18 protein-coding genes are annotated in these 22,924 nt (G+C 71.1%); 6 read left to right on the top strand and 12 right to left on the bottom strand.

Annotation, left to right across the window (positions count from 1 at the left end):
* Positions 1-171: 171 nt before the first annotated feature.
* The 6 genes from ACH4KB_RS23725 to ACH4KB_RS23750 form a co-directional block, all read right to left on the bottom strand.
* Entirely contained in the window at positions 172-1,377 is a 1,206-nt protein-coding gene (locus ACH4KB_RS23725) for an acyl-CoA dehydrogenase family protein (protein ID WP_398067894.1), read from the bottom strand.
* A 49-nt stretch (positions 1,378-1,426) separates the two neighbouring features.
* Positions 1,427-1,930: a MaoC family dehydratase gene (locus ACH4KB_RS23730; protein ID WP_398067895.1), complete on the bottom strand. Its 504-nt coding sequence runs from the start codon at positions 1,928-1,930 to the stop codon at positions 1,427-1,429.
* Positions 1,931-1,932: 2 nt separating this feature from the next.
* Positions 1,933-2,907, bottom strand: a complete 975-nt coding sequence (locus ACH4KB_RS23735; RefSeq protein WP_398067896.1) for an HpcH/HpaI aldolase/citrate lyase family protein — start codon at positions 2,905-2,907, stop codon at positions 1,933-1,935.
* Positions 2,904-4,916 carry a protein meaA gene (locus tag ACH4KB_RS23740; RefSeq protein WP_398067897.1) on the bottom strand — a complete coding sequence of 671 codons (2,013 nt, stop codon included), beginning with the start codon at positions 4,914-4,916 and terminating at the stop codon, positions 2,904-2,906. The genes ACH4KB_RS23735 and ACH4KB_RS23740 overlap by 4 nt, the downstream gene beginning before the upstream one ends.
* Positions 4,917-4,925: 9 nt before the next feature.
* On the bottom strand, positions 4,926-6,263 hold the full coding sequence (ccrA, locus tag ACH4KB_RS23745) for a crotonyl-CoA carboxylase/reductase (RefSeq protein WP_398067898.1): 1,338 nt from the start codon (positions 6,261-6,263) through the stop codon (positions 4,926-4,928).
* Positions 6,264-6,618: 355 nt separating this feature from the next.
* On the bottom strand, positions 6,619-7,416 hold the full coding sequence (locus ACH4KB_RS23750) for a GNAT family N-acetyltransferase (protein ID WP_398067899.1): 798 nt from the start codon (positions 7,414-7,416) through the stop codon (positions 6,619-6,621).
* A 152-nt stretch (positions 7,417-7,568) separates the two neighbouring features.
* Here ACH4KB_RS23750 and ACH4KB_RS23755 point away from each other — a divergent pair, with 152 nt between their 5' ends.
* Positions 7,569-8,345: a restriction endonuclease gene (locus ACH4KB_RS23755; RefSeq protein WP_398067900.1), complete on the top strand. Its 777-nt coding sequence runs from the start codon at positions 7,569-7,571 to the stop codon at positions 8,343-8,345.
* Here ACH4KB_RS23755 and ACH4KB_RS23760 read toward each other — a convergent pair.
* Together ACH4KB_RS23760 and ACH4KB_RS23765 are read right to left on the bottom strand one after the other, a co-directional pair.
* On the bottom strand, positions 8,332-9,150 hold the full coding sequence (locus ACH4KB_RS23760) for a TetR family transcriptional regulator (RefSeq protein WP_398067901.1): 819 nt from the start codon (positions 9,148-9,150) through the stop codon (positions 8,332-8,334). The two genes, ACH4KB_RS23755 and ACH4KB_RS23760, sit on opposite strands and share 14 nt — an antisense overlap.
* 91 nt (positions 9,151-9,241) lie before the next feature.
* Positions 9,242-11,023 carry a 3-hydroxyacyl-CoA dehydrogenase family protein gene (locus tag ACH4KB_RS23765; RefSeq protein ID WP_398067902.1) on the bottom strand — a complete coding sequence of 594 codons (1,782 nt, stop codon included), beginning with the start codon at positions 11,021-11,023 and terminating at the stop codon, positions 9,242-9,244.
* 374 nt (positions 11,024-11,397) lie between these two features.
* Here ACH4KB_RS23765 and ACH4KB_RS23770 point away from each other — a divergent pair, with 374 nt between their 5' ends.
* A complete protein-coding gene (locus ACH4KB_RS23770; RefSeq protein WP_398067903.1) occupies positions 11,398-11,970 on the top strand; it encodes an adenylosuccinate lyase in 573 nt (190 codons plus the stop codon).
* 63 nt (positions 11,971-12,033) lie between these two features.
* Here ACH4KB_RS23770 and ACH4KB_RS23775 read toward each other — a convergent pair whose 3' ends face one another.
* On the bottom strand, positions 12,034-13,620 hold the full coding sequence (locus ACH4KB_RS23775; protein ID WP_398067904.1) for an alpha/beta hydrolase: 1,587 nt from the start codon (positions 13,618-13,620) through the stop codon (positions 12,034-12,036).
* 155 nt (positions 13,621-13,775) lie between these two features.
* On the bottom strand, positions 13,776-14,813 hold the full coding sequence (locus ACH4KB_RS23780; protein WP_398067905.1) for an Rv2578c family radical SAM protein: 1,038 nt from the start codon (positions 14,811-14,813) through the stop codon (positions 13,776-13,778).
* A 130-nt stretch (positions 14,814-14,943) separates the two neighbouring features.
* On the opposite strand from ACH4KB_RS23780, the gene ACH4KB_RS23785 reads away from it, so the two are divergent.
* The 3 genes from ACH4KB_RS23785 to ACH4KB_RS23795 all read left to right on the top strand — a co-directional run bounded on the left by ACH4KB_RS23785 (position 14,944) and on the right by ACH4KB_RS23795 (position 18,830).
* Positions 14,944-15,336, top strand: a complete 393-nt coding sequence (locus tag ACH4KB_RS23785) for a VOC family protein (protein ID WP_398067906.1) — start codon at positions 14,944-14,946, stop codon at positions 15,334-15,336.
* A gap of 338 nt (positions 15,337-15,674) precedes the next feature.
* Positions 15,675-16,118 (top strand): SRPBCC family protein, encoded by a 444-nt coding sequence (locus ACH4KB_RS23790; protein ID WP_398067907.1) that lies wholly within the window; start codon positions 15,675-15,677, stop codon positions 16,116-16,118.
* A gap of 243 nt (positions 16,119-16,361) precedes the next feature.
* Complete coding sequence (locus ACH4KB_RS23795) at positions 16,362-18,830, top strand: MFS transporter (protein ID WP_398067908.1); 2,469 nt, start codon at positions 16,362-16,364, stop codon at positions 18,828-18,830.
* Between the two features lie 109 nt (positions 18,831-18,939).
* Here ACH4KB_RS23795 and ACH4KB_RS23800 read toward each other — a convergent pair whose 3' ends face one another.
* Complete coding sequence (locus ACH4KB_RS23800; RefSeq protein WP_398067909.1) at positions 18,940-19,845, bottom strand: LysR family transcriptional regulator; 906 nt, start codon at positions 19,843-19,845, stop codon at positions 18,940-18,942.
* Between the two features lie 129 nt (positions 19,846-19,974).
* Here ACH4KB_RS23800 and ACH4KB_RS23805 point away from each other — a divergent pair, with 129 nt between their 5' ends.
* Positions 19,975-20,979, top strand: coding sequence for an aldo/keto reductase (locus ACH4KB_RS23805; protein ID WP_398067910.1), 1,005 nt, complete (start codon positions 19,975-19,977; stop codon positions 20,977-20,979).
* A gap of 60 nt (positions 20,980-21,039) precedes the next feature.
* On the opposite strand, the gene ACH4KB_RS23810 is transcribed toward ACH4KB_RS23805, so the two are convergent.
* Complete coding sequence (locus ACH4KB_RS23810; RefSeq protein ID WP_398067911.1) at positions 21,040-22,743, bottom strand: purine-cytosine permease family protein; 1,704 nt, start codon at positions 22,741-22,743, stop codon at positions 21,040-21,042.
* Positions 22,744-22,924 lie beyond the last annotated feature (181 nt).

A 22,924-nucleotide genomic window follows, 5' to 3' on the forward strand; every position in this document is an offset into this window, starting at 1 on the left:
TCGTAGCGGATGATGCCGCGCTGGCAACGGGGGACGGCGGCTTTCCGGCGATGCTATCGGTTGCCGGGTGCAACTGGGCAAGCCAGCAGCCGAGTCGGACGGCGGAAAGGCACCCGCCGAGGGTGACCCGGTGTGATGTTCTTCGCCACCAAATCACCTCGAAAGGGACAATCAGCCCTGGAATCGGTACTCCTCCAAGAGGCGCCGGCCAATGATCATTTTCTGGATCTCGGCGGTACCTTCACCGATCAGCAGCATCGGTGCCTCACGGTAGAGGCGCTCGATCTCGTACTCCTTGGAGAAGCCGTAACCGCCGTGGATACGGAAGGCGTCCTCGACGACTTCCTTGCAGTACTCGGAGGCGAGGTACTTCGCCATCCCTGCCTCCAGGTCGTTTCGTTCCCCGGAGTCCTTTTTGCGTGCCGCGTTCACCATCATCGCATGAGCGGCTTCGACCTTGGTGGCCATTTCAGCCAGTTTGAACTGGATCGCCTGGTGCTGGGCGATCGGTTTGCCGAAGGTGTGACGCTGCTGTGCGTACGAAACACCCAGCTCGAACGCACGTTGTGCGACACCGCAACCACGCGCGGCGACATTCACCCGGCCGACCTCGACGCCGTCCATCATTTGGTAAAACCCTCGGCCGGTCGTGCCCCCGAGGACACGATTGGCCGGAACGCGCAGGTCGTCCATGATGAGCTCGGTCGTGTCGACGCCCTTGTAGCCCATCTTGTCGATCTTTCCGGGGATGGTCAGGCCGGGCTTGACCTCACCGAATCCGGGCTCCTTCTCGATGAGGAAGGTCGTCATCGACTTGTGGGGCGCGGTGCCCTCCGGGTGGCCTTCGTCACTTCGGCAGAGTACGGCCACCAGATTCGATGTTCCGCCGTTCGTCAGCCACATCTTCTGGCCGTTGAGAACGTATTCGTCGCCGTCCTTCACACCCTTCGACGAGATCGCCGAGACATCCGAGCCGAGCGCCGGCTCCGACATCGAGAAGGCACCGCGCACCTCGCCCAGCGCCATCCGCGGCAGGAAGGTGTCCTTCTGCTCCTGGGTGCCGTGCTGCTTGAGCATGTAGGCCACGATGAAATGCGTGTTGATGATGCCCGAGACGCTCATCCAGCCGCGCGCGATCTCCTCCACGCACAGCGCGTAGGTGAGCAGCGACTCACCCAGCCCCCCGTACTCCTCGGGGATCATCAGCCCGAACAGGCCGAGTTCCTTCAGCCCCTCGACGATCTCCGTGGGGTACTCGTCGCGGTGCTCCAGCCGGGTCGCGACCGGAATGATCTCCTTGTCGACGAAATCCCGGACCGTGGCGAGGATTTCCCGCTGGATGTCGTTCAGACCGGCGGTCTGGGCGAGTCGCGTCATGGCTGCTTCTCCTGTGGCTTCACGCGGATGGTCTCAAGGCTTCACACGGTTACTTGGCGGGCGTCGGACGGCCGGGCTGCTCGCCGCCCCGCTCCTTGATGTACGTCTCGGTGGGGACCATCACCTTGCGCCGGAACACGCAGACGACGGTGCCGTCCTGCTTGTAGCCCCTGGTCTCCACGTACACGATGCCGCGGTCGTTCTTGGACTTCGACGGCGTCTTGTCCAGCACGGTCGTCTCGCCGTAGATCGTGTCGCCGTGGAAGGTCGGCGCGATGTGCTTCAGCGATTCGACCTCCAGGTTGGCGATGGCCTTTCCGGAGACGTCGGGCACCGACATGCCGAGCAGCAGCGAGTAGACGTAGTTGCCGACGACCACGTTCTTCCCGAAGTCGGTCGTGCTCTCCGCGTAGTTGCTGTCCATGTGCAGCGGGTGGTGATTCATGGTCAGCAGACAGAAGAGGTGGTCGTCGTATTCCGTGACCGTTTTTCCGGGCCAGTGCTTGTAGACAGCACCGACCTCGAACTCCTCAAAGGTGCGTCCGAACTGCATGATCAGGCCTCCGGGGCTTCGAACTTGGAGGTGCGCCGCATTCCGGCGGCCCGGCCCTTGCCCGCGATCACCAGCGCCATCTTGCGGCTGGCCTCGTCGATCATCTCGTCGCCGAGCATCGCGGAGCCCTTCTTGCCGCCTTCCTCGGAGGTGCACCAGTCGTAGGCGTCGAGGATCAGCTCGGCGTGGTCGTAGTCCTCCTGCGAGGGCGAGAACACCTCGTTCGCCGCGTCGACCTGACCCGGGTGCAGCACCCACTTGCCGTCGAAGCCGAGGGCGGCGGCGCGGCCCGCCACCTCGCGGTAGGCGTCCACGTCACGGATCTGGAGGAAGGGGCCGTCGATCGCCTGGAGGTCGTGGCTGCGGGCCGCCATCAGGATGCGCATCAGGATGTAGTGGTAGGCGTCCGCCGGGTAGCCGGGCGGCTGCTGGCCGACGACCAGCGTCTTCATGTTGATCGAGGCCATGAAGTCGGCCGGGCCGAAGATCAGCGTCTCCAGGCGGGGCGAGGCGGCGGCGATGTCGTCGATGTTCACCAGGCCCTTGGCGTTCTCGATCTGCGCCTCGATGCCGATCCTCCCGACCTCGAAGCCCATCGTCTTCTCGATCTGGGTCAGCAGCAGGTCCAGCGCCACGACCTGCTGGGCGTCCTGGACCTTCGGCAGCATGATGCAGTCGAGGTTCGGCCCCGCGCCCTCGACGACCGTGATGACGTCCCGGTACGTCCAGTGCGTCGTCCAGTCGTTGACCCGCACGACCCGGGTCTTGCCGCTCCAGTCACCGTTGTTGAGCGCGTCCACGATGGTGTGGCGCGCGCCCTCCTTGGCGAGCGGCGCGCAGGCGTCCTCCAGGTCCAGGAAGACCTGGTCCGCCGGTAGACCCTGGGCCTTCTCCAGGAAGCGCGGGTTCGAGCCCGGAACGGCCAGACACGAGCGGCGGGGGCGCAGCCGGTTCACGGACGGGGTAGGCGTGGTCATGCGGGGACCTCCAGAGGGTCGAGCTTGTTCGCTTTCCGGATCTCGTCGACGATACGGCCGATGATCTCGGTGATGCCGAAGTCCTTCGGGGTGAAGACGGCGGCCACACCGGCTTCGACGAGTGCGGCGGCGTCGGCCGGCGGGATGATGCCGCCCGCGATCACCGGGATGTCCGGGGCCCCGGCCTCGCGCAGCCGGTGCAGGACGTCGGGCACCAGCTCGGCGTGCGAGCCGGAGAGGATCGACAGGCCCACGCAGTGCACGTCCTCGGCGACCGCCGCGTCGGTGATCTGCTCGGGAGTCAGCCGGATGCCCTGGTAGACCACCTCGAACCCGGCGTCCCTGGCCCGTACGGCGATCTGCTCGGCCCCGTTGGAGTGCCCGTCCAGGCCCGGCTTGCCGACCAGCAGCCGCAGCCGCCCCACGCCCAGGTCGGCGGAGGTGCGGGTGACCTTCTCGCGGACCAGGGCGAGCGTGCTGCCCGGCTCGGCGGTGACCGCCACCGGGGCCGAGGAGACCCCGGTCGGCGCGCGGAACTCGCCGAAGACGTCTCGCAGCGCCCAGGACCACTCGCCGGTGGTGACACCGGCGCGGGCGCACTCGACGGTGGCCTCCATCATGTTCTCGGTGCCGGCCGCGGCCTTCTTCAGCGCGGCCAGCGCCTCGGAGGCGCGCGTCTCGTCGCGGTTGTCCCGCCACTCGTGCAGGGCGGCCACGACGCGGGCCTCGTTCTCGGGGTCGACCGTCATGATCGCGCCGTCGAGGTCGGCGGTGAGCGGGCTGGGCTCGGTGGACTCGTAGATGTTGACGCCGACGATCTTCTCCTCGCCGCCCTCGATCCGGGCCCGTCGCGCCGCGTGCGAGGCGACCAGCTCCGACTTGAGGTAGCCGGACTCGACGGCCGCCATCGCGCCGCCCATCTGCTGGATCCGGTCGATCTCCGCCAGCGACTCCTCGACCAGCGAGTCCACCTTGGCCTCGATGACGTGCGAACCGGCGAAGATGTCCTCGTACTCCAGCAGATCGCTCTCGTGCGCCAGCACCTGCTGGATCCGCAGCGACCACTGCTGGTCCCAGGGCCGGGGCAGCCCCAGCGCCTCGTTCCAGGCCGGCAGCTGTACGGCGCGGGCGCGGGCGTCCTTGGAGAGGGTGACGGCCAGCATCTCCAGGACGATGCGCTGGACGTTGTTCTCCGGCTGCGCCTCGGTCAGCCCGAGGGAGTTGACCTGGACGCCGTAGCGGAAACGGCGCTGCCTGGGGTCGGCGATGCCGTACCGCTCGCGGGTGACGCGGTCCCAGATGCGGCCGAAGGCGCGCATCTTGCACATCTCCTCGATGAAGCGGACGCCCGCGTTCACGAAGAACGAGATGCGGGCGACCACGTCCCCGAACGTCTCCTCGGGCACCTGGCCCGAGGCGCGGACCGCGTCGAGCACCGCGATGGCGGTCGACATGGCGTACGCGATCTCCTGGACCGGGGTGGCCCCCGCCTCCTGGAGGTGGTAGCTGCAGATGTTGATCGGGTTCCACTTGGGGATGCGGTCGACCGTGTACGTGATCATGTCCGTGGTCAGCCGCAGCGAGGGCACCGGCGGGAAGACGTGCGTCCCGCGCGAGAGGTACTCCTTCACGATGTCGTTCTGCGTGGTCCCCTGGAGCCTGTCGGGGTCGGCCCCCTGCTCCTCCGCGACCACCTGGTAGAGCGCCAGCAGCCACATGGCGGTCGCGTTGATCGTCATCGAGGTGTTCATCTGCTCCAGGGGGATGTCCTGGAACAGCCGCCGCATGTCACCGAGGTGCGAGACGGGAACACCGACACGGCCCACCTCGCCGCGGGCGAGGATGTGGTCCGGGTCGTATCCGGTCTGCGTGGGCAGATCGAAGGCGACCGAGAGACCCGTCTGCCCCTTGGCGAGGTTGCGGCGGTACAGCGCGTTGGACGCCTCGGCGGTCGAGTGACCGGCGTACGTCCGCATGAGCCAGGGCCGGTCCTTCTGACGTTCGTTCATCGCAGAACCTCAGACGTTGCGGAAGCGGTTGATGGCGTCGATGTGCTGCTCGCGCATGTCCTGGTCGCGCACGCCCAGGCCCTCGCGGGGGGCCAGGGCGAGGACGCCGACCTTGCCCTGGTGCAGGTTGCGGTGGACGTCGTACGCGGCCTGGCCGGTGTCCTGGAGGGAGTAGACCTTGGAGAGCGTCGGGTGGATCTTGCCCTTGGCGATGAGGCGGTTGGCCTCCCAGGCCTCGCGGTAGTTGGCGAAGTGGGAGCCGATGATCCGCTTGAGGGACATCCACAGGTAGCGGTTGTCGTACTCGTGCATGTAGCCGGAGGTGGAGGCGCAGGTGGTGATGGTGCCGCCCTTGCGGGTGACGTAGACGCTCGCGCCGAAGGTCTCGCGGCCGGGGTGCTCGAAGACGATGTCGATGTCCTCGCCGCCGGTGTACTCGCGGATGCGCTTGCCGAAGCGCTTCCATTCCTTGGGGTCCTGGGTGTGCTCGTCCTTCCAGAACGTGTAGCCCTCGGCGTTGCGGTCGATGACCGCCTCGGCGCCCATGGCACGGCAGATGTCGGCCTTCTCCGGGCTGGAGACGACGCAGATCGGGTTGGCGCCGCCGGCCAGGGCGAACTGGGTGGCGTAGGAGCCGAGTCCGCCGCTGGCGCCCCAGATCAGCACGTTGTCGCCCTGCTTCATGCCCGCGCCGTTGCGTGAGACGAGCTGGCGGTACGCGGTGGAGTTGACCAGGCCCGGGGCGGCGGCCTCCTCCCAGCTGAGGTGCTGGGGCTTGGGCATCAGCTGGTTGGACTTGACGAGCGCGATCTCGGCGAGGCCGCCGAAGTTCGTCTCGAAGCCCCAGATCCGCTGCTCGGGGTCGAGCATCGTGTCGTTGTGGCCGTCGGAGGACTCCAGCTCGACGGAGAGACAGTGGGCGACGACCTCGTCGCCCGGGTTCCAGGCGTTCACGCCGGGCCCGGTGCGCAGGACGACGCCCGCCAGGTCGGAGCCGATGACGTGGTACGGCAGGTCATGGCGCTTGGTGAGCTCGCTGAGCTTTCCGTACCGCTCCAGGAAGCTGAACGTCGACACCGGCTCGAAGATCGAGGTCCAGACGGAGTTGTAGTTCACCGAACTGGCCATCACGGCGACGAGGGCCTCGCCGGGGCCGAGTTCGGGGACCGGCACGTCGTCCAGGTGGATGGACTTGCGCGGGTCCTTGTCGCGGGATTCGAGCCCCGCGAACATCTCCGCCTCGTCCTTGTGCACGGTGATCGCGCGGTAGGACTCGGGGAGGGACAGGGCCGCGAAGTCCGCGGCGGTGCTGTCCTCGGATTGGATCGCGTCCAGGATTTCCTTCACGGTGTTGCCTCCGGTGATGCGGCGTCGAGGGAACGCTTGAGGGGCCCTGCTGGCAGGGGGATGCGGTGTGTGGAGGTGTTTGCCGTCGGTTCGGCGGGTGGAGCTCGGCTTTGCTCGGTGGAGCAGAAGGGTGCCTGTGACGCAGGCGTCCGGGCGCGCAGCACGGTGGTTGCGGGGACAGCCGGCGTACGTGTGAGGTCTCAGCACGCCGGCCGCCCGGACACCTTCAACGTATGGCACTCCGTGACACCTGACAAGGCACCCAGTGCCAACAATTTCTCTCACTTGTCATCTCGTGGGCACGCATGAGCAACACGATGGGCGTTACGAGACGTTCTGTCCTGCTGGCAGGCGGTTACCCGGCCGGGCGGTACACATACGGCGTCGTCGTGCCGAGCGCCGTGAAGCCGAGCCGGACCAGGATCGGGGCCGACATGTCCGTCGCGTCGACCTGGAGGTAGCGGTAGCCGCGCTCGGCGGCCACGGCGGCCCGGTGGGAGACCAGGGCCCGGTACAGGCCCCTGCCGCGCCACTCGGCGACCGTTCCGCCTCCCCAGAGCCCGGCAAAGCCCGTGCCCGGGTACAGCTCCATGCGGGCCGAGCTGACCGGCTCCCCGCCGGCCATCGCCACCAGGGCCACGAAGTCGTCCGGAGCCCGCTCCAGCCGCGTCAGCACCTGGTGGCGCAGCCGGCCCGCGTCCGTGCCGAACGCCCGCTCGTGGGCCAGCGCCATCAGCTCGGCCCCGGCCGCGTCGGTCACCGGGCGCAGGACGACGCCCTCGGGCAGCCCGGCCCCGGGCAGGGAGGCCAGTGCCTCGACCGGCGCGACCAGCAGCGTCTCCGGCGGCTCGGGGGCGAATCCGGCCGCCCGCAGCCGATCGCCCAGGTCGGCCGGCCGGTCATGGGAGTAGAGCTTCCACTCGAACTCCCCGTGGCCGAGAGCCGTGTAGTGCCCGATCTGGGCCCTGATCGCCACGTCGGCCCCCGCGGCGTCCAGCTCCGGGTCCGACCAGACGATCCCGTTCCAGTCGTCCGGGCCGCCGACCTGGCGCACCAGGGGCCCGGCCCGCTCCACGCGTACGCCGGGCCCGTCCGGGCGGGCGTGCCGGCGCATCTGGCGGTCGAACAGGTCACGTGTCTCCATGGGGCGCATCCGCGCACCTCAGCACAGCGGCGATCGGCGAACCAGTGGATTTCGGCCGGGATCGCACGACCGGTGTTCCCGGACGCGTCGAAAGCCCAGCTCGGGGCAGGTGCAGGAGACCAAGTGATCTTGAAGCGGCAGAGAGCAGGGGTGGGGCACCGATGGGGATACCGATACGCAGAAGGAGCGACCGGCAGGGTGGCGCTCCCTTCGACCTCCGGCGCACCACCTTCGGCTTCGTCCTGCTCGCCGTGGTCCTCGCGGGCGGCGGTCTGGCCCTGCGGGCGGCCTGGCGGAGCGCCGGCCGCCACCCGGTCGTCGCCGTGCTTCTGGTCGCCCTGGTCCTCGCCGCCGCCTTCGTGGTGTTCCGCCGCCGTCGTCGGGCGCGCCGGGTCGCGGAGACCGTCACGGATGCCGCGTACGGGATCGTCGATGCGGGTCTCGCGGAGCTGGACGCCGCGGAAGCGGCCCGCGCGGAGGCCCGCCGTGACCTCCCGGAGCCCGCCCGGCCCGTCGACTACGCGCAACTGGACCCGTACGCCTTCGAGGAGGCCGTGGCCGAACTCTGCCGGCGCGACGGCTGCGCCGACGCCGAGGTGGTGGGCGGCGCCGGCGACCTGGGCGCCGACGTCCTGGCCACCACCCCGGACGGCCGCCGCCTGGTCGTTCAGTGCAAGCGCTACGGGCCGGACAACCGGGTCGGCTCCGAGGAGCTCCAGCGCTTCGGCGGCACCTGCTACGCCGTCCACGAGGGGGATGTCGCGCTCGTCGTCTCCACCGGGGGCTTCACCGAGCCCGCGCTCGACTACGCGGAGCAGTGCGCCATCCTCTGCTGCGGCCCCGAGGAGCTGGCCGCCTGGAGCGAGGGCGGCGCACCACCGCCCTGGGAGGCGGCGGCGGCCCCCGCCGGGCAGGATGCCTGGCTCAGCGGCCCTTGAGCGCCTGCTGGATCGTCCGCATGACCTCGTCGAGGGGGGCGTCCGTGCGCGCCACCGCCACGAGCACCTCGCCGTCCGCGGCCACCGTCGCGGACGGGGCGCGCTCGGGCTCCGCTCCGGCGGTCCGGCCCGCTCCGATGCCCGTGCCGAAGGTGTCGCGCACGATGGCGAAGGCGCGGTCGAGCTGGGCCTCCACATCGCCCTGTCCGCCCGCCCGCAGCCAGCGGCGCAGCACATGGTTGTGCGCGGTGACCACGGCGGACGCGGCGACCTCCGCGAGCAGCGGGTCGTCGTTGCCCACGTGGTGGTCGCGCTCGTCGAAGTGGCCCAGGAGGTAGCGGGTGAACAGCCGCTCGTAGCGGGCCACCGACGCGATCTCGGCCTCCCGGAGGGTCGGCACCTCACGGGTCAGTTTGTAGCGGGCCACGGAGACGGCGGGTTTGGCCGCGTACATCTTCATGACTTCCTTGATGCCGCGGCAGACGGTGTCGAGCGGGTGCTCGTGCGCGGGGGCGGCGTTCAGAACGGCCTCGGCCCTGACGAGGGTGTCGTCGTGGTCCGGGAAGATGGCCTCTTCCTTGGAGCGGAAGTGGCGGAAAAAGGTCCGCCTGGCGACACCCGCGGCACCCGCGATCTCGTCGACGGTGGTCGCCTCGTAGCCCTTCGTCGCGAAGAGCTCCATCGCGGCGGCGGCCAGTTCACGGCGCATCTTGAGCCGTTGGGCGGCGGCGCGCGTCCCCGCGGTGGTGGTCTCCGGGACGTCGGTCGCGGCGGTGGCACGGGGTGACTTGGCGGGCTGGGACATGGCATGAACGTAACGCATCGGTGCAGGAGAGCGCGCCTGCGGGGGCGGACCGCCGGAGGGTCCCAGCAGTCCGCCCCACCCGGCTCCCGGGTCAGCGACGGGCATATTCGCGGAAGCCGCGCCCCGTCTTGCGGCCGAGGCACCCCGCGGCGACCAGGTGCTCCAGCAGAGGCGCGGGGGCCAGGCCCGGATCGCGGAACTCCTTGTGCAGCACCTTCTCGATGGCCAGCGAGACGTCCAGGCCGACCACGTCGAGCAGTTCGAACGGGCCCATCGGGTAGCCGCCGCCCAGCTTCATCGCCGCGTCGATGTCGTCCAGCGAGGCGTAGTGCTGCTCGACCATCTTGATCGCGTTGTTGAGGTACGGGAACAGCAGCGCGTTCACGATGAACCCGGCCCTGTCCCCGCAGTCCACCGGGTGCTTGCGGATCTTCGCGCACACCGCGCGGACCGTGGCGTGCACATCGTCGGCGGTCAGGACGGTACGGACCACCTCGACCAGCTTCATCGCGGGCGCCGGGTTGAAGAAGTGCATCCCGATCACGTCCTCGGGGCGCGCGGTCGCCCGGGCGATGGCGACGACAGGCAGCGAGGAGGTGGTGGTGGCGAGCACCGCGCCCGGCCGGCAGACCTTGTCCAGCGCGGCGAACAGCTGCCGCTTGATCTCCAGGTCCTCGGCGACCGCCTCGACGGCGAGGTCGACCTCGGCGAACGCGTCCAGCGAACCGGCGGCCGTGATCCGCGCCAGCGTCTCGTCCCGGGCCTCGGCGGTGAGCCGCCCCTTGGCCACCGAACGCTCCAGCGACTTCGCGATCCGGCCCCTGGCGACGGCGGCCTTCTCCTGGGACCTGGCGGCCAGCACCACGGCGTATCCGGCCTTCGCGAAGACCTCCGCGATCCCGGAGGCCATCGTCCCGGAGCCCGCGACGCCGACGGACGCCACCGCGCGCCCGGCCCCGGAGACGGCGTCCGCCGCCGGGGTCAGCGCGTCGGGCACCACGTCCTGGCCGCCCGGGGCGTCGTACGTGTAGAAGCCGCGCCCCGCCTTGCGGCCGGTCAGGCCCGCGCTGCTGAGCTGGCCGAGGACGGGGGCCGGGGCGTGCAGCCGGTCGTGGGACTCGGCGTACATGGCCTCCAGGACGGTGCGCGCGGTGTCGACGCCGATCAGGTCCAGCAGCGCGAGGGGCCCCATCGGCAGCCCGCAGCCCAGCTTCATAGCGGCGTCGATGTCCTCGCGGGAGGCGTAGTTCGCCTCGTACATCGCGGCGGCCTGGTTGAGGTAGCCGAAGAGCAGCCCGTCCGCGACGAACCCGGGCCGGTCGCCGACCGCGACGGGTTCCTTGCCCAGCTCCCGGGCCAGTGCGGTGACGGCCTCGACGGCGGGTGGCGCGGTCAGCACCGAGGAGACCACCTCGACCAGCTTCATCGCGGGCGCCGGGTTGAAGAAGTGCAGTCCGAGAACGCGCTCGGGGTGCTGGGACTCGGCGGCCAGCCGGGTCACCGACAGGGCGTTGGTGCCGGTGGCGAGGATCGCGGTGGGGGAGACGACCGCGTCGAGCTCCCGGAACACCTGCTGCTTGATCTCGTACGTCTCGGGCACCACCTCGATGACCAGCTCGGCATCGGCGGCGGTGCGCAGATCGTCGGACGTGCGGAACCGGGCCAGCGCGTCGGTCCGCTCCTGCTCGGTGATCCGGCCGCGGCCCACGGCCCGCGCGGTGGACGCTTCGAGGGAGGCGACGGCCCCGAGGGCGGCCGCCTCGCTGATGTCGATGCCGATGACCTCGCGGCCCGCCAGGGCCAGGACCTCGGCGATGCCGGTGCCCATGGTGCCGAGGCCGACGACGGCGATGGTGGAGAGAGAGGTGTCCATCAGGGGACTCCAGGGTGAGTGACGACTGGGGGAGCACGGAACGCGCGGCGATGAGGGAGCGGCGCGTGGCGTACGGAAGCTGCGTGTCGTGGAGCACGGGGCCGACGCGCGGGGAGCGCGCCCGGCCGTGGGGGTGACGGACCCTGTCCCGGGGTCGCGTCGCACGAAAAAGCCGAACCGACAAGCTCTCCGGATGGCTGCGTCACCAGGCCACCGGAGCCTGCGGGGAGTGTGTCCCGCTCAGATGAGAGTAACTGGCGAGTAACGAGCGCGCCACCCCTGGATCCTTGTGCGCTGGACCACAGCAACTCCAGACCACAGGAACTCCCCGATGCCGTCCCGTACGGAGCGTGCTCGTCGATACGCTGAGCGTCATGGATGAGGAGTTCCGTTCACTCATGGACCGGCTGGAACCCGAGGCGGCCGGCTCGCCGCAGTACGCCCGGCTGGTCGCCGCCGAGGACCCCGAGGAGCTGGCCAGGGTCCTCGTGGAGCCGCACCGCCCCTTGTGGGCCCGCGAGATAGCCGCCTTCCGGCTCGGCTGCGCGGGCGACCGGCGGGCCTTCGAGGCGCTGGTGCTCCTGCTCAACCACCGCGACCCCGAACGCTGCGTCTCGGCCGCCCACGCCCTGGCCCGGCTGGACGACCCCCGCACCCCGAGGGCGGCCGCGGCCCTCGCCACCAACGCCCTGCGGACCGCCTATGCCCTGCACCCGGTGCGTCTGCTGACCGACCTGCGGGCCCCCGAATCGGTCCCCGCCCTGGTCGTCACCCTCCAGCGCCTGCTGGCCCCCGGCGATCCGCACTGGCGCGTCGCCCTCGCCTGCGTCGAGGGCCTCGGCCGCCTCGCCGACGAACAGGCCCGCCCGGTCCTCACGGCGGCCCTGCCGCACCCGCGCCTCGGCACGGCCGCGGCGGAGGCGCTCAGCCGGTTGCCGGGGGAGTGAGCGGGCGGGCGGCGACCGCACGCGCACCCGGGTCTCGCCGGGCGAGCGGGCGGTCCGCGCCGCTCAGCGGCGGAAGCCCAGCAGGCCGTGCAGTCGGCTGCCCCTGCTGTTGTCCACCGACTGGGCCGCCGCCTTCTCGGCCGGCAGCGGCTTCGGGTCCGGGAGGGCGGCGCAGACCGCGTCCACCTCGCCCCGGCCGCGCGGGACGGTGCCGTCGGTGAGGTACGCCGCCAGGTGCTCGTCCAGGCAGTCGTTGCCGCTCAGCGCGATGCCGTGATTGCCGCCGCCCTCCTCCACGACGAGGCTGGAGCCCTTGAGCTTGCGGTGCATGCTGACCGCGCCGCCGTACGGGGTCGCCGCGTCGTCCGTGGCCTGGAGGATGAGCGCCGGGGGCAGCTGACGGTTGTTCACCGGGACCGGCTCCAGCGGCGCCACCGGCCAGCTCGCGCACGGCGCGTTGTACCAGGTGTTGTTCCAGGTCATGAACGGCGCCTTCTTGTGGATCCGGCGGCTGTCGTTGCGCCAGGTGCTCCAGTGCTCGGGCCAGCCGGCGTCGCGGCACTGGACGGCCGTGTAGACCGAGTAGCCGTTGTCGCCGCTCGCGTCGGTCGCGCCGAAGTTCTCGTACACCTCTACCAGCGCCTCGGCGTCCCGGTTCTTCGTGTACGCGGCGAACGCTTCGGCGAGGTAGGGCCAGTAGCCGTTGTAGTAACCGCCGGGGATGAAGGTGTCCTCCAGCTCGCCGGCGCCCACCGTGCCGCCCGCCGGCTCCCGCGCCACGTCCGCCCGCATCCGGTACCAGGCGGCCTCGACCCCGGCCGGGTCGGTGCCCAGGCCGTACGCGGCGTCGTTCTTCGCCACCCAGGCGGCGAAGGCCTTGTGGCGGTCGTCGAAGGCGTGGTTCTGGCCGAGGTTGCCCTCGTACCAGACGTCGTCCGGGTCGACGACCGAGTCCAGGACCAGACGGCGCACGCGCTCCGGGTACAGCTTGGCGTAGACCGCGCCGAGGTAGGTGCCGTAGGAGTAGCCGAAGTAGTTGATCTGCCGGGAGCCGAGCGCCCGGCGGATCACGTCGAGGTCCTTGGCGGCGCTGACCGTGTCCATGTACGGCAGCACGTCGCCGTGCTTCTCGCCACAGGCCCGCGCGAAGGACTCCGCCCGGTCGCGGTTGATCCGCTCCGAGCGGGCGGAGTCCGGCACCGTGACGGGGCGCACCGGATCGAAGTGCCCCGGCAGGCAGTTCAGCGCCGGGGTGCTCCTGCCGACCCCGCGCGGGTCAAAACCGATCACGTCGTACTGGGCCGCGACCTTCTTCGGCAGCGAGGAGGCCACGAACCCGGCCATCGACAGGCCGCTGCCGCCGGGGCCGCCCGGGTTGACCAGCAGTGGGCCCTGGAAGGTCTTCGCCGTGTGCGGGACGCGGGACAGGGCGAGCGTGATCTGACGGCCCGACGGGCGGCGGTGGTCCAGCGGGGCCTTGACCTTCGCGCACTGGAGCGTCGGATAGCTGTCGGTGGGACAGTCCGTCCACTTCGGTTTCGGAGCGGGCGGCGTGCTCGCCGCGGTGGCGGCGGCCGGCGCGGGCGCGGCGGTCAGCAGACCGGCGACGGTCGCGCCGACGGCGACCAGAATTCCTGCACGTTTCGTCATGGGGCCTCCCGGGGTGACGGGACGCGGCGCCGGATCACCGGTCCCCGCCGCATGCTCCCCGAATACCCCCGCGGAAGGACCTGTTCCGCGCGGAGTCGCCCCGTACGGTCACGCCATCGGCCCTGCGGGCGACTCCCCGGGCTCCGCCACGGATCTCACATCAGGGTCAGCTGGGTGGGGCCCGGCTCCGGTGCGTCGGCCGGTGCCGGAGCCGGGCCGATCCGCCGGGCCTCGCCCCGGTGCGCCGGGCCGATCCCGAACTCGTCCGCCAGCTCGTGCACCTGACGTGTGATCCGGCGCTGGTACCAGGTGGGGGCGTACGCCCCGTCCGCGTACATCCGCTCGTAGCGCTCCACCAGCTGCGGATGGTGCTGCCCCAGCCAGTGCAGGTACCACTCGCGCGCGCCGGGGCGCAGATGCAGCACCAGCGGGGTCACCGAGGCCGCCCCCGCGTCCGCGATGGCGGCGACGGTGGCGCGCAGCTGCTCCGGGCGGTCGCCCAGGAAAGGGATGACCGGGGCCATCAGGACCGAGCAGCCGATCCCCGCGTCGGTGAGCGCGCGCACCACGTCCAGCCGGCGTTCGGGGGAGGGGGTGCCCGGTTCGACCGTCCGCCACAGCTCCCGGTCGGTGAAGCCCACCGAGACCGAGACGCCTACCTCGGCGACCTCCGCGGCCTGCCGCAGCAGCTCCAGATCCCGCAGGATCAGCGTGCCCTTGGTGAGGATGGAGAAGGGGTTCGCCCGGTCGCGCAGGGCGGCGATGATGCCCGGCATGAGTCGATAGCGTCCCTCCGCCCGCTGGTAGCAGTCGACGTTCGTGCCCATGGCGACGTGCTCGCCCCGCCAGTGCCGGGAGGCCAGCTCCCGCTGGAGCAGTTCGGCGGCGTTGACCTTGACGACGATCTGGGAGTCGAAGCCGATGCCGGTGTCCAGGTCCAGATAGCTGTGGGTCTTGCGGGCGAAGCAGTACACACAGGCGTGCGTACAGCCCCGGTACGGGTTCACCGTCCATTCGAACGGCATCCGCGAGGCGCCGGGCACCCGGTTCAGGATCGAACGGGCCCGGATCTCGTGGAAGGTGATCCCCTGGAATTCCGGGGTGTCGAACGTGCGCGTGGTCACCGCGTCCGCGGCGAAGAGCGCGCTGTTCCCGGCCGTCGAGTTCTTCTCGACCAGATTGTCCCAGCGCATGGACGCCTCCTCGGTAGCACTCCCCGCAGAATAGAACATGTGTTCCCTTGATCGTGCGAGGCGGCCCCGTGGCGGCCCTTAGCATGTGGTCCCTGGCAGAACCGCTGTATCCGACCGGGAGGGCCCGACGATGGCCAGCAAGTTCACCGAGCTCGCGATCGACTGCGCGGATCCCGTCGGCCTCGCCCGGTTCTGGTGCTCGGTCCTCGACTACGAGGTGCGGGACGGGGACGCGGAGGAAGGCGTCGTCACCATCGGCCCGCCCGTGGCGCGTGGGGGAGCGGACCGCCCCGGTCCCGTGCCGCCGGTGCTGACCTTCGCGCGGGTGCCCGAGGGCAAGGGCGTCAAGAACCGGCTCCACATCGACGTCAGTCCCAGCGACCGGGAACAGGACGACGAGGTCCGCCGGCTGATCGGCCTGGGCGCCCGCCGCGCCGACGTCGGCCAGGGCGATGCGAGCTGGACCGTCCTCACCGACCCGGAGGGCAATGAGTTCTGCGTCCTCGGGGACCGCCGTCCCTGAAGCCGGGTACCCCGGTCTCGAGCGGTCGCACACGGTGCGAGACCGGGGCGCCGCTGACGACCCCGGTCCGGATCGGCATCCCCGCTTCGCGACCCACGGCTACGGCGCGGCCGTGCGAGCCGCGGAGCCGACAGTCGGGTCTCCGGCCACCCACAGCGAGGACGCGTGCTCGGTACCCGCCCCGGGACGGCGAAGCACCACCGTCGTACGGCCACCGCGTCGGTTGCCGCCACCCGCTGGACCGGAACCGGTCGCGACCGGGCGTGATTTTGAGCGGCTGGGCCCGGGGTGGTTGGCTCAGCTCACCCACCGAACAACCGACTGCTGGAGGAACAGCCATGGCGCAGGTCGAGGCCACGACGGAGCGGATCATCGCGGCGGACGCAGAGGCGGTGTTCGACGCGCTGGCCGACTACAAGGACGTCCGCGGGAAGGTGCTGACCGAGCACTTCAGCGAGTACGAGGTCCGGGAGGGCGGCGACGGCGAGGGCAGCCTCGTGCACTGGAAGCTCCAGGCGACCAGCAAGCGCGTCCGCGACTGCCTGCTGGAGGTCAGCGAGCCGACCGACGGGCAGCTCGTCGAGAAGGACCGCAACTCCTCCATGGTCACCACGTGGACCGTCACCCCGGCCGGCGAGGGGAAGTCCAAGGCCGTCGTGACCACGGTCTGGGACGGCGCGGGCGGCATCGGCGGGTTCTTCGAGCGGACCTTCGCGCCCAAGGGCCTCGGCCGGATCTACGACGAGCTGCTCCAGAACCTCGCCACCGAGGTCGAGAAGTAGACCGACCGGCCAGGGGGGTTCCGACTCCCCCGCCGCACCGGAGGCCGGACAGGTCCGGCCTCCGCGGGACGACCGGCCTCACCGGAACGGGTGGTTTTCCGGGGTGGCCGGTTGTGCGCCGTAGCACCTCCCACCGGCGCATAAGCCCTCCGTGCGCGCCGCGTACGCCCCTCGTCACGTTTGCCCTGCCTTACCGCGCGATGCGAGAAATGGGCGGCGCAGGTGCGACGAGGGGAGCGTTACGTGGTGGGTGGTATCACGCTGGTGAAGGACGAGCCGGAGGGCCCGGGACCGGACGGCCCGACGCCGCGGGACGGCACGGCGGCCACGGTCGAACTGCCCGCCGCACCGCCCCCGCCACCCCCTCCGGCGGGGCCCGGCCCCGACGCGGCGGAGATCAGCCCCCGCAAGGTCCGCATGGTCTTCCTCGGGCTGATGCTCACCCTGCTGCTCGCGGCGCTCGACCAGATGATCGTCGCCACCGCCCTGCCCAGAATCGTCGGTGAGCTGCGCGGCCTGGAGAAGATGTCCTGGGCCGTCACCGCCTACCTCCTCGCCTCCACCATCGTCCTGCCGCTCTACGGCAAGCTCGGCGACCTCTTCGGCCGCAAGGGCGTCTTCCAGTTCGCCATCGTGGTCTTCGTCATCGGCTCCGCCCTCGCGGGCTGGTCGCGCACCATGGACGAGCTGATCGCCTTCCGCGCCCTCCAGGGCATCGGCGGCGGCGGTCTCATGATCGGCGTCCAGGCGATCATCGCGGACATCGTTCCGGCCCGGGAGCGCGGCCGCTACATGGGCCTCATCGGCGCGGTCTTCGGTCTCGCCTCGGTCGCCGGCCCGCTGCTGGGCGGGTTCTTCACCGACCACGTCTCCTGGCGCTGGTGCTTCTACATCAACGTCCCCTTCGGACTGGTCACCCTGGCCGTCATCGCCGTCGTCCTCAAACTGCCCAAACCCGCCGTCCGCCCCCGGCTCGACGTCCTGGGCGCGGTGCTCCTGGCCGTCGCCTCCACCTGTCTGGTGCTGGTCACCAGCTGGGGCGGCACCGAGTACGCCTGGGGCTCACGCACCATCCTGGGGCTCGCGGCCGGCGCGGTCGTCACGACGGTGCTCTTCGTCGCCGCCGAACACCGGGCCGCAGAACCGATCATTCCGCTGCGGCTGTTCCGCGACTCCGTCTTCAACGTCACCGGTCTGGTCGGCGCGGTCGTCGGCGTCGCGCTGTTCGGGGCGGCCAGCTACCTCCCGACCTACCTCCAGATGGTCGACGGGGTCAGCGCCACCGAGTCCGGGCTGCTGATGCTCCCGATGATGATGGGCATCGTCGGCGGTTCCATCGTCTCCGGCCAGCTCATCACCCGCACCGGCCGCTACCGGATCTACCCGATCATCGGCAGCGCCGTCTCGGTGGTCGGCATGTGGCTGCTGTCCCTGCTGGAGGCGGACACCTCCCCCCTGGCGTACAGCTTCTACCAGGCCGTCCTCGGCACCGGCATCGGACTGGTCATGTCCGTCCTCGTGCTCGCCGTACAGAACTCCGTACGCCCCTCGGACCTCGGCACCGCGACCAGTGCCAACAACTACTTCCGGCAGATCGGCGGCAGCGTCGGCGCGGCGATCTTCGGCACGCTGTTCGCCGGGCGGCTCTCCGACGCGCTCGGGGCGCGCCTGCCCGCCGGCGCGGAGCTGCCCGATCCCGAGTCGGTCACCCCGCAGATCGTCCACGCGATGGAGCCCGCGCTGCGCGACGCCTACATCCAGGCGTACGTCGACGCGATGCCGCGCATCTTCCTGTACCTCGTGCCGGTGCTCGTGCTCGGCCTGGTCCTCGCCTTCTTCCTCAAGGAGAAACCGCTGGTGTCCCACCACAGCCCCGAAGCCGCCGCCGAGGCCATGACCTCCCCGATTCCCGCCGCCCGCGCCGACTCCGTCCGGCCCGCCTCCGGTTACCTCTCCGGCGTCCCGGTCCACGGGAGCGTCCAGCACCCCGACGGCACCACCGTCCCCCGCGCCGCCCTCACCCTCATCGACGTCCAGGGGCGGCAGGTCGGGCGCGGGGCCAGCGGCGAGGACGGGCGGTACGCGCTGAGCGTCCCCGGCGCCGGCTCCTACGTCCTGATCGCCGCCGCGGGCGGACACCAGCCGCAGGCCGTCAGCGTCACCGTGGGCGAGCGTCCCGTCGAACTGGACGTGGTGCTCGGCGGCGCCGGACGCCTCGCCGGATCCGTCCTCACCCCCGACGGGGCCCCCGTACGCGACGCCGCCGTCACCCTGACCGACGTACGCGGCGAGGTCGTCGCCTCCACCCGTTCCGGTCACGAGGGCGGCTATGCCATCGGCGAACTGGTCGCCGGCGAGTACACCCTCGCCGCCAGCGCCCCTGCCTTCCGCCCGGCCGCCCTCCCGGTCAGCGTGCAGGCCGCCCGGGAGACCCGGCAGGACATCGAGCTGGCGGGCGGGGCCGTCCTGCGCGGCACCGTCCGGGCCACCGGCGGACGCCCCGTCGAGGACGCCCGGGTCACCCTGCTCGACGCGGCGGGCAACGTGGTGGACACGCTCACCACCGGACACGACGGATCGTTCCGGTTCGTCGACCTGTCGTCCGGCGAGTACACCGTGATCGCCGCCGGATACCCGCCGGTCGCCACTGTTCTCCAGGTCGCGGGCGGCGGCCGTACCGAACGCGACCTCCAACTGGGCCACGAGGACTGAGCCGTACGGGCCCGAGGCGTACGGGCCCGAGGCGTACGGGCCCGAGGCGTACGGGCCCGAGGCGTACGGGAGCGGGCCGGGCGCCCGGGGCCGGTGAGGCTCCGGGCGCTCAGCCCGTCGCCCGCTCCCGCAGCGGGTCCTCCCGCACCAGCCGCATCAGCGCCCGCGCCCCCGGGCTCAGGCTCCGCGCCGCCGGAAGCACCACCACGCTCTCGTACACCGGCCGGCGGGCGCCCGCCAGCTCCACGGCGACCAGCCGGGCCGCCTCCGGCTTGCGGGAGAAGTGGTGCGGCACCACCGCGATCCCCAGCCCCTCCTGCACCAGCTCCAGCAGGCTGTGCACATCGTTGACCTCCAGGCCCACCGTCCGGCGCACCCCCGCCGCCGCGAACGCCCCGTCGGCGGCCCGCCGGGGGCCCCAGTCCGGATGGAAGTCGATGAACGACGACCCCGGCAGCTCCTCCCACCCGACCTCCGGCCGCCCGGCGAACGCGTGCCCCGCCGCGCACAGCAGCACCATCGGCTCCCGGGCCAGCGGCACCAGCTCCCCGCGCCACTCCGCCGGGCTCACCGTCGCGGCGAACGCCAGGTCGAGGCGCCCGCCCGCCACCCCGTCCAGCAGGCTGCTCGTGCCCTCCTGTCGCAGCCTCAGCTCCAGCTGCGGATGCTCCCGGTGGAACGCCGCCAGCAGCCGCGCCGGGCTCACCCCCGCCACGCACTGCTCGACCCCCACCGTCAGCGTCCCGCGCAGCAGCCCCCGGACGGCGTCGACCGCGTCCCGCGCCGCCCGCGCGCCCGCCAGCGTGCGCTCCGCCTCCACCAGCAGCGCCCGCCCGGCCTCGGTGAGCCGGACCGTGCGCGTGGTGCGGCTGAACAACGGGGTCCGCAGCTCCTGCTCCAGCGCCCGTACGGAGGCGGAGAGCCCGGACTGCGACACGGCGAGGCGCTCGGCGGCACGGGTGAAGTGCTGCTCCTCGGCGACGGCGACGAAGTGCTCCAGCTGACGCAGTTCCATGAATGAGCAATCTAGGCGATGAATGCGAGCGGAATCTCCTGTTGGACTGCTGGATCGATCTGCGGAAGCCTGGGCCGGGTGCGCGCCGATCCCGGTGCGCCACCCCCGTACCCCTCCCGCGGAGCCCGTATGTACCTGCCGTCCGCCGACCGCTACTCCGCCATGCCCTACCGGCGCACCGGACGCAGCGGTCTGAAGCTGCCCGCGCTCTCCCTCGGCCTCTGGCACAACTTCGGAGGCGACCGGACGCCCGAGACGCAGGGCGCCATCCTGCGCCGCGCCTTCGACCTCGGCATCACCCACTTCGACCTGGCCAACAACTACGGCCCGCCGCCCGGCTCCGCCGAACTCACCCTGGGCCGCGCCCTGGCGACCGACTTCGCCCGTCTGCGCGACGAGATCGTCATCTCCACCAAGGCCGGCTACCACATGTGGGACGGGCCTTACGGGGAGTGGGGCTCGCGCAAGTACCTGCGCTCGTCCCTCGACCAGAGCCTGAAGCGCCTGGGTGTCGAATATGTCGACATCTTCTACTCCCACCGGCCGGACCCCGGGACTCCCCTCGAAGAGACGATGGGCGCGCTCGACACCGCCGTACGGCAGGGCAAGGCGCTGTACGTCGGTCTGTCCAACTACTCCGCCGCGCAGACCCGCGAGGCCGCCGCGATCCTCCAGGGCCTCGGCACCCCGCTCCTCATCCACCAGCCCCGCTACTCGATGCTGGACCGCCGGATCGAGGACGACGGGCTGCCGGACGTCCTCGACGAGCTGGGCGCCGGGTCCATCGCGTACTCGCCGCTGGAGCAGGGGATTCTGACCGACCGCTATCTGAACGGCATTCCGGCCGGGTCCCGGGCGGCGGGCGCCAGCCCCTTCCTGAGCGCCGACGCCGTCACCCCGCAGCTGGTGGAGCGGCTGCGCGCGCTGGACGCCCTGGCGAAGGAGCGCGGCCAGTCGCTCGCGCAGCTGGCCCTGGCGTGGGTGCTGCGCGGCGGCCGGCTCACCTCCGCCGTCGTCGGCGCGAGCAGCGTCGCCCAGCTGGAGAACAGCGTCGAGGCCGTCCGGAACCTGGACTTCACCGAGGACGAGCTGTCCCGGATCGAGGAGCTGCTGCGGGACGCGAAGACGGGCTGACGGCGGTCAGGCGCGCGACGGCGGTCAGGCGCGCGAGGGCGGTCAGGCGCGCGAGGGCGGTCAAGCGCGCGAGGGCGGTACGGCCGGCGCGGGCCGTACCGCCGGCGAGGCCGGCAGGACGTGCTCGCCGGCCTTGTCCGTGCTCAGGCACAGCGAGCAGACCATGGCCTCGTGCGCCGGGCAGGCCGCCAGGTCGGGGCGTTCGTACGACTGGCGGCAGACGTGGCAGTCGTAGACGATCGCGCTCGGGTTGCCCTCGGCGTCCAGCAGCGGCGCCGGGATGCCGTCGTCGCTCCGGCGCAGGTAGTACCTGCCCCGGGTGACGACCGCCATGACCGGGGTGAGGACGAAGGCGATCACGACGGCGGCGACCGGGGAGTACGCCTGCAGCGTGTCCCCGAAGGCGTGGAAGTACATCGCGATGGACAGCCCGGAGGCGGCGAGGAACGCGGTCACGCCGACCGGGTTGACCGCGTAGAGCATGCCCCGGCGGAACTCGGGAGCGTGCGGGGACAGCTTCAGCAGGTACTTGTTGATCCCGATGTCGGTGGCGACGGTGACCACCCAGGCGATGGCGCAGTTCGAGTAGAAGCCCAGGATGCTGTTGAGGAAGCTGAACATGTCGGCCTCCATCAGCACCAGCGCGAACGCCAGGTTGACCAGGACGAAGACCATTCGGCCCGGGTAGTGCCTGGTGACGCGGGTGAAGGAGTTCGTCCACGCCAGCGAACCGGAGTAGGCGTTCGTCACATTGATCTTGATCTGGCTGATGACGACCAGGATCACGGCCAGCGGGACCACCAGCCAGGACGGCATCATCGCGTCGAACGCCCCGCGGAACTGCTGGATCGGCTCGGTCGCCGCGGCCGGTCCCACCTCGGCGAGGATGTAGACGGCGAGAAAGACGCCGATGGCCTGCTTGAGCGCGCCGAGGACCACCCAGCCGGGACCGGCCATGACCACCGCCGTCCACCAACCGCGCCTGTTCGCCCCGGTCTTCGGCGGCATGAAGCGCAGGTAGTCGATCTGCTCGCCGATCTGCGCGATGAGGGAGAGGCAGACGCCCGCCCCGAGGAGCACGGACGCGGTGTTGACCCCGCCTTCGCCGTCGGTGCCCGCGTAGGCGAGGAAGCTGTCGACGGTGCCCGGTTCGGTGACGACCAGGTAGACCAGCGGCCCGACCATCAGCAGCAGCCAGATCGGGGTGGTCCACACCTGGAGCTTGCTGAGCGCCTTCATGCCGTAGATGACGAGCGGGATGACCATGAGCGTGGAGACGGCGTAGCCCAGCCACAGCGGCAGCCCGAAGCCGAGCTTGAGGCCCTGTGCCATGATCGCGCCTTCGAGGGCGAAGAAGATGACGGTGAAGCTGGCGAAGATGACGCCGGTGAGGACCGAGCCGTAGTAGCCGAAGCCGGAGCCCCGGGTGATCAGGTCCAGGTCGATGTTGTAGCGGGCGGCGTAGTAGGCGAGCGGGAAGCCGGTGACGAAGATCAGGGCCGCGGCGACGGTGATCGCGACCAGCGCGTTGCCGGTGCCGTGGGCCATCGCGATGCCGGCGCCGATGGAGAAGTCGGCCATGTACGCGATGCCGCCCAGCGCGGTGGTCGCCACGACCATCGGGGTCCAGCGGCGGTAACTGCGCGGCGCGAAACGGAGGGTGTAGTCCTCCAGGGTCTCCCGCACCGCCTGACCGGTGTCCGGTGCGGTGGGCGGTGCGGGGTCCGGTGGGGCCGGTTCGGCGAGCTGTATGCGGGTGTCCATGGCGGGCGACGCTAGGCAGCCGCCGTTACCCTCGCGTGCGGCCGGTGTGACGGGGGAGTTTCGGGGCGCTCACGGGCCGAGGACCGGGCTTCTGGTCGCGTAGGGGAAGCGGGTCCGGGAGCGGCGAGGAAGTTCTCCTCGTCCGCCGCGATGGTGGTGGTGCAGGTGTCGGAGGTGAACC

Origin of the sequence: Streptomyces sp. NPDC017520 (assembly GCF_044329855.1) — a bacterium.
Classification (GTDB): domain Bacteria; phylum Actinomycetota; class Actinomycetes; order Streptomycetales; family Streptomycetaceae; genus Streptomyces.